10 protein-coding genes are annotated in these 12,069 nt (G+C 45.8%); 8 read left to right on the top strand and 2 right to left on the bottom strand.

Annotated elements, in window-relative coordinates:
* The first annotated feature begins 697 nt into the window (after positions 1-697).
* Positions 698-1,879 (top strand): DUF418 domain-containing protein, encoded by a 1,182-nt coding sequence (locus tag KTG12_RS14125; RefSeq protein WP_138273108.1) that lies wholly within the window; start codon positions 698-700, stop codon positions 1,877-1,879.
* 47 nt (positions 1,880-1,926) lie between these two features.
* On the opposite strand, the gene msrB is transcribed toward KTG12_RS14125, so the two are convergent.
* The gene (gene msrB, locus KTG12_RS14120) at positions 1,927-2,907 is read right to left on the bottom strand and encodes a peptide-methionine (R)-S-oxide reductase MsrB (RefSeq protein ID WP_227226134.1); all 981 of its coding nucleotides are present in this window, start codon (positions 2,905-2,907) and stop codon (positions 1,927-1,929) included.
* 158 nt (positions 2,908-3,065) lie between these two features.
* On the opposite strand from msrB, the gene KTG12_RS14115 reads away from it, so the two are divergent.
* The 5 genes from KTG12_RS14115 (at position 3,066) to KTG12_RS14095 (ending at position 8,930) form a co-directional block, all read left to right on the top strand.
* Entirely contained in the window at positions 3,066-3,926 is an 861-nt protein-coding gene (locus KTG12_RS14115) for a pyridoxamine kinase (protein ID WP_022321458.1), read from the top strand.
* 48 nt (positions 3,927-3,974) lie between these two features.
* A complete protein-coding gene (locus tag KTG12_RS14110) occupies positions 3,975-4,913 on the top strand; it encodes a ketopantoate reductase family protein (RefSeq protein ID WP_046451471.1) in 939 nt (312 codons plus the stop codon).
* A gap of 109 nt (positions 4,914-5,022) precedes the next feature.
* The gene (locus tag KTG12_RS14105) at positions 5,023-5,883 is read left to right on the top strand and encodes an esterase family protein (RefSeq protein ID WP_155144240.1); all 861 of its coding nucleotides are present in this window, start codon (positions 5,023-5,025) and stop codon (positions 5,881-5,883) included.
* 109 nt (positions 5,884-5,992) lie between these two features.
* Positions 5,993-7,498: a 4Fe-4S binding protein gene (locus tag KTG12_RS14100; RefSeq protein ID WP_122115350.1), complete on the top strand. Its 1,506-nt coding sequence runs from the start codon at positions 5,993-5,995 to the stop codon at positions 7,496-7,498.
* Positions 7,499-7,523: 25 nt separating this feature from the next.
* The gene (locus tag KTG12_RS14095; RefSeq protein WP_195528706.1) at positions 7,524-8,930 is read left to right on the top strand and encodes an aldo/keto reductase; all 1,407 of its coding nucleotides are present in this window, start codon (positions 7,524-7,526) and stop codon (positions 8,928-8,930) included.
* 274 nt (positions 8,931-9,204) lie between these two features.
* Here KTG12_RS14095 and KTG12_RS14090 read toward each other — a convergent pair whose 3' ends face one another.
* The gene (locus tag KTG12_RS14090; protein ID WP_122299579.1) at positions 9,205-10,383 is read right to left on the bottom strand and encodes an MFS transporter; all 1,179 of its coding nucleotides are present in this window, start codon (positions 10,381-10,383) and stop codon (positions 9,205-9,207) included.
* Positions 10,384-10,505: 122 nt separating this feature from the next.
* Here KTG12_RS14090 and KTG12_RS14085 point away from each other — a divergent pair, with 122 nt between their 5' ends.
* Both KTG12_RS14085 and KTG12_RS14080 read left to right on the top strand, forming a co-directional pair.
* Positions 10,506-11,375: an AraC family transcriptional regulator gene (locus KTG12_RS14085; protein ID WP_022322318.1), complete on the top strand. Its 870-nt coding sequence runs from the start codon at positions 10,506-10,508 to the stop codon at positions 11,373-11,375.
* Positions 11,376-11,392: 17 nt separating this feature from the next.
* Positions 11,393-12,064, top strand: a complete 672-nt coding sequence (locus tag KTG12_RS14080) for a DUF2461 domain-containing protein (RefSeq protein ID WP_005650266.1) — start codon at positions 11,393-11,395, stop codon at positions 12,062-12,064.
* Positions 12,065-12,069 lie beyond the last annotated feature (5 nt).

Below are 12,069 nucleotides of genomic sequence, written 5' to 3'. Positions count from 1 at the left end.
AAGCCTGTCTATTGCTGAATAGCAATAATTGGAAGTGCTATTCGTTGGGCGTAGCTATATGCACAACTGCCATTTCATATTGTTGAACAACTATTTCTTTTTCTGTTAGTTCTGCAAAGATAGCGTTTTTCCCTGAACTTATACTATCGGATTATCAATTAAATTCTTGATAACACTTCATCTTTCTAAAAAACTAAAGATGTAGTGCAAGGTGCAAGTATATATCTATATATAGCTTGCACCTTGCACTAACCGCAGAATATTTATTTTCAATGATTTGCACATATCAAAAGAAAGCCGTATCTTTGAACCGTAGTTTTAGGCAGACAACGAACAGCCAAAAGGTGACAGAAACGCGTTATTCTTGTAACCTAAGTTGTACCCCCTAAGGCTTTGACATATTGATAACGCATTGAATTTGAAAGATATGAGGGAGTGGGTTCATAACCCGCTTTCTCCGCAGAACCTACTGGACAGAAATGGTCAGCGAACGGACAAAAAGCTACAAATCAATGATTTGTGGCTTTTTTTATTGCCCGAAAGTCCTGCTTCCAAGCGATGCAAAGGAATGCATTCTCACAATTTGTTACCCAATATCGCTTGAATACTGCTTGTGAACTTTTCCAATTTCAAAACATGGATGCTTTGAAATCAAAATTACCTATATTTGAACATTGAAACTTAATAAACAACTTATATGGAACTATCAGCAAGTAAAATCCCACGTATTGAAGTAGTCGATGCACTAAGAGGATTTGCCGTCATGGCAATTATTTTAGTGCATAATCTGGAACATTTTATCTTTCCAGTCTATCCAACAGAACAACCAGCATGGCTAGCCGTCTTAAACGACGGAGTGTTTAACGTCATTTTTTCCCTGTTTGCAGGAAAAGCTTATGCTATTTTCGCTCTTTTGTTCGGGTTTACATTCTATATCCAATGTCATAATCAGACAAAGAAAGGAAAAGACTTCGGCTACCGCTTCTTATGGCGATTGGTTCTGTTGCTTGGCTTCGCAACCTTGAATGCCGCTTTTTTCCCGGCCGGAGACGTACTGTTGTTATTTGCCGTAGTAGGTTTGGTTTTATTTCTGGTCCGCAAATGGAGTGACAAAGCGATCTTGATCACAGCTATTATATTATTAATCCAACCTATAGAATGGTATCACTACATCATGAGTCTGCTCAATCCTGCCCATGCTCTGCCGGATCTCGGCGTAGGCGCCATGTACAGTGAGGTCGCCGAATATACCAAAGCCGGAAATTTCCTGGACTTCATCTGGGGCAATATCACGTTAGGACAAAAAGCAAGTTTGTACTGGGCTATCGGAGCCGGACGTTTTCTGCAGACGGCAGGTCTATTCCTGGTGGGACTTTATATCGGCAGAAAAGAACTATTCGTTACAAGCGAAACACACCTGCGTTTTTGGGTAAAGGTTCTTATTATTGCTGCAATCTGTTTCGCTCCCTTGTATTCCTTAAAAGAACAGATCATGGCAAGCGACAATGCCTTGATCAAGCAAACCGTAGGGACAGCTTTCGACATGTGGCAGAAATTTGCGTTTACATTCATCCTCGTTTCCTCGTTTGTACTCTTATACCAGAAAGAATGCTTCAGGAAAGCTGTTTCAGCTCTGCGTTTTTACGGTAAGATGAGCCTGACAAATTATATCGCGCAATCAATCATGGGAGCGATCATCTATTTCCCGTTCGGACTATATTTAGCTCTTTATTGTGGCTATACAATAAGTTTACTAATCGGGTTCGCCCTCTTCCTGTTACAAGTTTCGTTCTGCAAATGGTGGCTGGCAAGCCACAAACAAGGTCCCTTGGAAAGCATATGGCATAAATGGACTTGGATGTTCTCGAACAATAAATAAAAAACATGAGGCAGTGGATACTGCCTCATCAATATATAAGCCTGATTTTATTTCTTCAGAAGAGGCAAATAATCCCCATAACCTTCTTCTTTCATCTTTTCTTTCGGGATAAACCGCAGTGAAGCGCTGTTTATACAATATCGTAGACCTCCTTTATCGGCAGGACCATCCGGAAAGACATGACCTAAATGAGCATTCCCCGTCTGGCTGCGTACTTCTGTCCGGGTCATTCCATGCGAAGTATCCGGCTTTTCGACAATCAGTTTCTTATCAATCGGTTTGGAAAAACTGGGCCAGCCACAGCCGGAATCAAACTTATCGGTAGATACGAAAAGCGGTTCACCAGTCGTAATATCGACATAGATTCCTTCCCTATGCTCATTCCAGTACTCATTGCGGAATGCAGGCTCCGTGGCATTTTTTTGCGTTACGGCATACTGTATGTCCGAAAGTTTATTCTTAAGAGTCACATCATCCGGCTTTGCATAAACAGGACGGGCATTAGCTTTCCGTGCCAATTCAAACAATTTCGGATTAATATGGCAATAACCGCCCACATTCTTATCCAAATAATCCTGATGGTATTCCTCCGCAGCATAAAAATTAACGAGTGGCATCACCTCGATGGCGATCGGCTTCGCATAGTCTTTTGCCAAATCCTTAATGGCAGCTTCGATCACCGGAGCATCGTCTTTATCGATATAATAAATGCCCGTACGATATTGTAAACCACTGTCCCCACCCTGACGGTTGACACTAGTCGGATCTATCGTCTGAAAGTACAAATCTAACAGTAGATCCAAGTCGACCGTTCGCGGATCATAAACAACCTTAACTGTTTCTACCGCTCCGGTATTCCCGGTGCACACCTCTTTATAGGTTGGATTGGGAACTTGGCTGTTGGCATAACCGACTTCCGTTTGTTCCACACCTCTGATCTGTTTCAAGAAATGTTCCGTACCCCAGAAGCAACCGCCTGCCAGATATATTTCAGCCTTGTCTTTCATCTTCATATTTTCTTGTTTCATTAAATCAAACTCTTTCCTGTTCCCAGCGTTGCCAGCCACACTGACACATGCCAATAACAGTGCAATAATAGCAATATTTCTCATAGCCTATCTATTTCTCAAATAACAAATCGGAAATATTTTTTGTTGTTATAGAAAAATAAAGTCATAACATATAAATGGAAAATAAAGATTATCAAAAACGTGTGGCTGCCATACATGACTTGTCCGGATTCGGAAAATGCTCTCTAACTGTTGCTTTGCCTATCCTTTCCGCCGCCGGAATAGAAGCATGTGCCATGCCGACCGCCATATTATCGACTCATACAGGAGGAATCAGCGGATACACTTACCGCGACCTGACAAGCGACATGCGGGCTTTTATGCAGCACTGGAAGTCGCTCGATATACAATTCGATGCGACCTACAGCGGTTTCTTAGGTTCATTCGAACAACTGGACCTCGTCAAAGAGTTTTTCGAACTATTCAGATCAAAAAACAACCTGATCCTGGTAGATCCGGTAATGGCGGACAACGGAGAACTATATCGCATATTCCAGCCTGAGTTTGCAACAGGCATGAGATCCTTATGCAGGAAAGCAGACATCATCGTCCCTAACCTGACCGAAGCTGCTTTATTACTGGAAGAGAGCTACCATCCCGGTCCCTATACGCAGGCTTATATCGAAAAAATCTTAAAAAAACTAAGCAAGCTCGGACCGAAAAAGATCGTACTGACCGGTGTATACTTTGAAGAAAAGAAATTGGGAGCTGCGACCTACGACCAAAGGAAAGATTCGACAGACTACCTGTTTTCCGAAAGGATACCAGGAAGTTATCACGGAACAGGAGATGTTTTTGCGAGCGCCCTGTTATCCGGCCTGCTGAATAACTTCAGCTTAAGCGAATCAGCACAAATAGCCGTAAACTTCACAGCCGACAGTATACGCCGGACATATAATGTAAAAACGGACTACCGCTTTGGTGTTAATTTTGAACAATGTATCCCCAACTTTCTAAAAGAACTCAAACTGATATAGTTATTCCAATTTTATTTTTCATCTTTGTAAAAATAACAAGACAAGAACATGAATAAAACTAAAATAGCGATTTCCGGTATAGGAGCTGTAGGCGGCTACTACGGAGGACTATTAGCTGCCCGTTACAAAGACTCTGAAGATATTGACATCTATTTCATTTCCCGGGGTGAAAACCTGGAAGAGATACGTAAGAACGGCATCGAAGTCAAAAATACATTCCTGACGATCAAAGCAAAACCAACCCTCGCAACCGACAATCCTGCTGAAATAGGACCAGTCGATTACCTGTTTTGCTGTACCAAAAGCTACGACTTGGAGGAGAATATAGTTCAGCTGACTCCGATCATCGGCCCTAATACGGTTATCATTCCTCTGCTGAACGGAGCGGATATAGCGGAACGCATACAAAAGCTATTACCGAACAATGAGGTTTGGAAAGGATGCGTTTACATCAGTTCCCGCTTGGTCAGACCGGGAAGAGTGGAAAAGTTCACCATAAAGGACCGGATGTTCTTCGGAAGTAAACAAGGAAACAAGAAACGACAGAAAGACTTACAGGATATATTGGTCAACGCCCGTATCCTTACCACAATACCGGATGACATTGACTTGGAAATCTGGAAGAAATTCTTCATGATCTCGACCGCCGCCACTATCACCTCCTATTTCAATGAAACGATTGGCGAAGTGGTAAATAACCATATCGATCTGTTCATCACGTTAGGTTATGAACTCAAAAGCGTGGCAGAAGCCAAAGGGATCCGTCTGCCGGACGGTCAAGTATTCTCCGCCATCGACGCCCAGAAGATCATGCCTAACAACTCCACAACCTCCATGCACAGTGATTTTCAAAAAGGCAATCGCACCGAAGTGGAAACATTGACAGGCTATGTCGTACGAACTGCCCAAGAATTGGGAATCGAAGTTCCGACCTATCAATTCATGTACAAAGGGTTGACCGAATTTCCCTATCCGGTGGCGGATTAATTTCCCAATAAGGGAAAGAGAGTATGTCGAAACCTAATGGGTTTTCCGGCAAGCTCTCTTCTCTTATTCTTACTCTGTCCAGACAAACAAATCTAATTATTAATAGTATATGAAAAACAAATTTTATCTCTATTGTATCCTGTGCTTTCTATTCAACGTTGCAGGATATTCGCAAAGTACAGTTTTCGAATCGCTCTCTTTCGAAAGTAACAAATTAGGTAGGAAAGTTTCCTACTCCATCTACCTGCCTTCCGACTACAACACCTCGAAAAGGAATTATCCGGTCCTCTACCTCTTGCATGGTTATACGGACAATGAAACCAACTGGATACAGATGGGACAAATGAAAACGATTGCCGACCGTGCCATCGCAAACGAGGAAGCCGTGCCGATGATAATCGTCATGCCGGACGCATGGGATACTTGGTATATCAACCAGTATGATGGAAAAGTACCTTATGAAGACATGTTTTTTGAAGAACTTATCCCCTATATGGAAAAAACATACCGGATTCGCAGTGACAAAGAAAGCCGGGCAATTGCCGGATTGTCGATGGGTGGCTACGGATCATTCCTGTACAGCTTGCATCATCCGGACATGTTCTGCGCATGTGCTCCGTTGAGTGCCGCCGTTTTCGACGACACAGTCATGGAAGCACGAAAAGCCCGGTCACATAAGGATTTATTCAACCGCCTGTTCGGACCGGGAGACGAACACTGGAAGCAAAACAATGTCTTGAAGATCCTTTCCGACTGGGACCAAAACAACTTGCCCAAAATCCGTTATTACATTGATTGCGGTGATGACGACGGCCTGCTGGACGGAAACATGCAGGTGCACCAGATCATGAGGCAGAAAGGGATCAGGCATGAATTCCGAGTGCGCGACGGCGGCCATAGCTGGATCTATTGGCGGACGGCTTTGCCGGAAGTCCTGAAGTTTGTCAGCCAGACTTTTTGCCGAAGTTGACAAAACCGTAATATTGGTATATCAATCTGTAATTCGTATAAGTTGTAAATCATTTCCTTTCACTATTTTTGCGACATAAAATAACAGACTATCTAAAAAAGAGCTTATTATGTTGCGAACAATCAGACTTACAACTGCATTTATCTGTTTTACGCTTGTCACCCTGCTGTTTCTCGATTTCACGGGGACGTTGCATGCATGGTTCGGGTGGTTGGCGAAAATACAGTTCCTGCCGGCGGTATTGGCACTCAACCTCGGCGTGGTGCTGTTGCTCATTGCATTGACCTGGATTTTCGGTCGGGTTTACTGCTCTGTAATCTGCCCTCTCGGTATATTCCAGGATGTCGTTTCATGGCTGGCGGGGAAACGGAAGAAAAATCGTTTCCGGTATTCCCCCGCCTTGTCCTGGTTAAGATACGGGGTGATGGTGATCTTTATCCTTGCCATGATCAGTGGGTTAGGGGCATGGGCGGCCTTGATCGCACCCTACAGCGCTTACGGGCGTATCGCCTCTAACTTATTCGCACCCCTCTGGCAATGGGGGAACAACTTTCTGGCCTACTTGGCGGAACGGGCGGGCAGTTATGCTTTCTACGAGACGGAAGTCTGGCTACGGAGCCTCCCAACCTTTATCATTGCCACAGTTACCTTCATTATACTGATCATACTTGCCTGGCGGAATGGGCGAACCTATTGCAACACGATCTGCCCGGTAGGAACGTTTTTGGGATTGATCTCCCGTTTTTCCGTTTTCAAGCCGGTTATCGATACGTCCAAATGCAATGGTTGCGGCTTGTGTACCCGCAATTGCAAAGCAGCCTGTATCAATGCGAAAGCACACGAGATCGATTACAGCCGTTGCGTCGCCTGCATGGATTGTATCGACAAATGCCGGCAGGGAGCCATCCGATATACACGCAGAAAAACAAACAAGGCGGAAATACAGACCGCCCAACCGGCCGTAGACAAGCCCGATCGTCGCAAATTCTTTACCGTATCGGCATTACTTGCTACTTCTGCCGCATTGAAAGCCCAGGAAAAAGTACAACTCCCGGACAAGAAAGTCGACGGCGGACTGGCCATCATCGAAGATAAAAAGAAACCGGACCGGACAACCCCGATCACCCCTCCGGGTTCGCTGAGCGCTGCCAATTTCTCCCGGCATTGCACCGCGTGCCAGCTTTGTGTATCGGTTTGTACGAACCATGTGCTGCGTCCTTCGGGGAACCTTCAAACATTTATGCAGCCAGAAGTATCGTACGAGCGAGGATACTGTCGTCCCGAATGCGTCAAATGTTCGGAAGTTTGCCCGACCGGAGCGATCCGTCCGATCACGAAAGCGGACAAGACGGCTATCCAGATCGGACATGCCGTACTGATTCAGGAAAATTGCATCGTCAACCGGGACGGCGTCACTTGCGGCAACTGTGCCCGCCATTGCCCTACCCAGGCGATCTTGATGGTGGCAAAAGACCCGAACGACCCGGATTCGCCTCAACTTCCGGTCGTAAACGAGGAAAAATGCATCGGCTGCGGAGCCTGTGAAAACCTGTGCCCGTCGCGTCCGTTCAGCGCCATATATGTGGAAGGACACGAACAACACCGGAATATTTGATCAAGAAATAAAAGAATCATCATATATGAAAAAAGACAATCATCAAGCGATAAACCGTCGCGATTTCCTGAAGATTGTAGGAATCAGCACGGCAACTACCGCCCCGTTGCTCTCCGGGTGCAGTTCGGACAGCGGGATGGCCTCAGGTTCGGGAAGCTCCACCCCTATTCCCACGGACCGGATGACATACCGCACAACGCCATCCACAAAAGACAAAGTTTCCATCCTCGGTTATGGATGCATGCGTCTGCCGACTATTGCCAAAAGCAGCGCAAGAGACAGCGACGACGAAATCGACCAGGAGATGGTCAACCGGCTGACTGACTATGCCATCGAGCACGGTGTGAACTACTTCGACACCTCGCCCGCCTACTGCAAAGGACGTTCGGAACATGCTATGGGGATCGCCCTCAGCCGCTATCCACGTGACAAATATTACATCGCCACCAAACTTTCGAACTTCTCTCCCGACACATGGAGCCGCGAAGCCTCTATAGCGATGTATAACAATTCGCTCAAGGAGCTGCAAGTCGATTATCTCGATTATATGCTGCTTCACGGGATCGGCATGGGTGGTATGGAAGCCTATGAAAACCGGTATGTCAAGAACGGCATACTCGACTTCCTGCTCGAAGAACGCAAGGCAGGACGTATCCGAAACTTAGGTTTCTCCTATCACGGAGATATAGAGGTGTTCGATTATTTGCTTTCGAAACACGACGAATATCAATGGGATTTCGTCCAGATCCAGTTGAATTACCTGGACTGGAAACATGCCAAAGAGATCAACCCGCGAAACACCGATGCGGAATATCTGTACGGGGAATTACAGAAACGGGGGATTCCCGCCATCATCATGGAGCCACTCCTCGGAGGACGGCTTTCGAACGTGCACGACCATATCGTCGCCCGCCTGAAGCAACGCGAACCGGGACGGAGCGTCGCCTCCTGGGCTTTCCGGTTTGCCGGTTCGTTTCCTGGCGTACTCACCGTGCTGAGCGGCATGACTTACATGGAGCACCTGCAAGACAATCTCCGCACCTACTGCCCGTTGCAACCGTTGACGGAAGAGGAAAACCGTTTCTTGTTCGACACCGCCGACTTGATGATGCAGTATCCGACCATCCCATGTAACGACTGCAAATACTGTATGCCTTGTCCTTACGGTATCGATATTCCAGGAATTTTGCTTCATTATAATAAATGTGTGAACGAGGGGAATGTCCCGCAGAGCGGACAGGATGAAAACTACCGCGAAGCTCGCCGGGCTTATCTGATCGGGTACGACCGCAGTGTACCGAAACTCCGCCAGGCGGATCATTGCACCAGTTGCAACCAATGCAATCCGCACTGTCCGCAGGGAATCGATATTCCGAAAGAACTACAGCGAATCGATCGTTTCGTCGAACAACTGAAACAAGAGACATTATAAATCCAAACAGCCGTCCCGATTTCGGACGGCTGTTTTTTATCTCCAAAAACACCGTCCCGATTTCGGACGGCTGTTTTTTATCTCCAAAAACACCGTCCCGATTTCGGACGGCTGTTTTTTATCTCCAAAAACACCGTCCCGATTTCGGACGGCTGTTTTTTATCTCCAAAAACACCGTCCCGATTTCGGACGGCTGTTTTTTATCTCCAAAAACACCGTCCCGATTTCGGACGGCTGTTTCTATGTCCAAAAATGCCGTCTTGATCCTCGGAAATTATATTCCCCCCTTTAAAAGTAATTTCCTCTGAGGTTTAAACACCATATAGTTGAATACCAGAAACACCGTAGTTCCTAACAGGGCAAAAAACGAACCGATCAATGCCGTACTTTCCAGCCCTGCCCCATGTTCGATCGACAATCCTCCAAAATAAGCCCCCACGGCATTCCCCAAATTAAAAGCAAGCTGGACCATCGCCCCGCCCATCATCTCTCCGCCAGGAGAATATTGAAGCAACAACAATTGCTGTGGAGAAGAAACTGCAAACAGGCAACCAGTACAAACGCACATCAGCAAAGCGGACAAAAAGCCGTACGAAGCAAAAAAATAAATCAGCAGAAGTGATGCAAACATCAGAAACTGCATGGACATCGCTACGATACCAGGTGTAAAACGATCAGACAAATGCCCTCCCAAATAGTTACCGACACACATGCTCGCACCCGCCAGCAACATCAATACAGGCATTGTCCCGACACTGAAACCGGACACCTCCGTCATTAACGGATTGACATAGCTATACCAGCAAAAAGCTCCCCCGTTTCCTAACATGGTAGCAGCAATCAGCATCCACGGTTCCGGCCTTCTCAAAAAACGAAACTGCCCTTTCAGATTCGTCGCCGGCAGGGCGGGCAAAACAGGAACCCACCTCCGGATAAACCAAATCGTTACGCCACCCCACAACGCTGCAATCACAAAAACCAAACGCCAGGACAGAAAGTGCCCCAGGAAATTCCCGGCCGGGACACCGAACAAATTGGCAATCGTCATCCCCATTATCATAATAGCTACAGCAGAAGTGCTTTTCCCTTTCTCCGCCAAACGGCTGGCAACAATCGAACCGACTCCGAAATAAGCCCCATGCGGCAACCCCGATACAAACCGGGCACACAACCCCATCCAATAATCGGCCGACAGAGCCATAAGCAGATTCCCGACAACAAAAAGCCCAACCAAAGCAAGCAAGATCGTACGTAGCGGCCAACTCCTGGCCACCACCACTACCAACGGTGCTCCCACACATACCCCCAACGCATAAGCCGAAATAAGATGCCCGGCTTCGGATAAGGAAATATCAAATCCTGCCGCCACATCCGGCAAGATACTCATCATAATAAACTCTGCAATCCCCAACCCAAATGTGCCAAAAGACAATGCATACAAACCTTTCTTCATAACCTATTCAATCTTTCTGTTTTTCCGGCCGCAAAGAAACAACAAAATTATTAAGTGTAATTGTCGCAGATTATGCAATTATTGTCTAATTTTACTGTGTTTTATCAGAAAGTTCATCCGACATGCACGAGAAACTAAAATTCGAACAAATCAAAAAAGATAGTTGTGCCTCATTACGCTACGATTATTCCAGCTTGTACCCGAAAGACGAAATGCCTCTTCATTTTCATCCCGAAATAGAAATATGTTATGTTGTGAAAGGTTCAGGCTACCGGATGATAGGCGACTTTCTGGAGCCGTTCGAGGAGGGAGAAGTCGTACTGGTCCCGACCAACCAACCACATTGTTGGATGTATAACCCCGAAAGCTGCGAGCCTGATGGAAAACGGAGATGCATAGTTGTGCAATTCAATCCCGACTTGCTACAAACCGGCCTGTCTTTTTTTACCGAATGGGAATATGCTGCTCACCGGTTATCGGCAATCCAGCAAGGCATCCTTCTGACAGGCGAAACAGCCGGAAAGATCAAATCCTGCTTAGAAGAAATGAACCTCCTGAATGCAAGCGAAAGGATGCTGATGTTGATCCGCATCCTGCAACAAATCGGAACCACAACCGATTTAATCCCTATCGGTTTGCAGGAAACGGTATTCAACGGCATTACCAAAAACATGCAACGCATGCAACTGATCTTCAAATACGTCATCGAGCATTACAAGGAGAAAATAACTCTTTCGGACGCCGCAAACGTAATCAGCATGAGCACAACGGCGTTCTGCTCGTTTTTCAAACGTGAAACAGGCAAAACGTTTACAAACTTCATCAACGAATACCGGATAGAGGCCGTTGGCACTTTACTCCGCAACTTTCCGGATAAGGACATTAACGAAATAGCCTGGCAATGCGGCTTCACCGACATTCCCTACTTCAATCGTTATTTCAAAAAGATGAAACAGATGACTCCGAAACAATGGAGATACAAAATACAATAAAAAAAGAATATCCTAATATGAATGCAGAAATTATCCGATTCTTAGACGATTTACGACGAAACAATAATACCGTTTGGTTCCATGAAAATAGAGAACGATATGACAAACTTCGCTGTGCTTTTATCAACGAAGTACAAGAGTTAATCGAACGAATCAGCGTATTTGATCCTGATATACGGGGATTGGATGCCCGGAAATGTCTGTTCCGTATTAATCGCGACATCCGCTTCAGCCTCGACAAGTCGCCTTACAAGACTTATATGTCAGCCTGTATTGCTCAAGGAGGACGTCATAGTATCCGGGGAGCTTACTACTTTCATCTTGAACCGGAATACTGCGTACTGTCTGGCGGTATCTGGTATCCCAAACCGGAAATATTGAAAGTCCTTCGACGTGAAATATACAACAACATAGATGAATTTGTTTCCATCATCGAAGAGCCTTCCTTCAAAGCTCTGTACCCGTCACTCGAAGGGGACATGCTAAAACGTATCCCGGCAGGTTTCCCCTCCGATTCTCCTTACGGTCATATATTAAGGCACAAAGACTTCAGCGTTATAGGTATTAAGCCCGACAGTTTTTTCAGCCAGCCGGACTGGATGGAAGAAACCATCGATTGTTTTCGAAAGCTTCTTCCATTCAACCGCTTCCTGAATGAAATTGTGGATGAATATATGGGAAATCTGTAAAAACA

Source organism: Parabacteroides sp. MSK.9.14 (assembly GCF_019041495.1).
GTDB classification, from domain to species: domain Bacteria; phylum Bacteroidota; class Bacteroidia; order Bacteroidales; family Tannerellaceae; genus Parabacteroides; species Parabacteroides merdae.
Note: the sequence above shows the minus strand (reverse complement) of the source record. Positions and strands in the feature narration are given on the sequence as shown.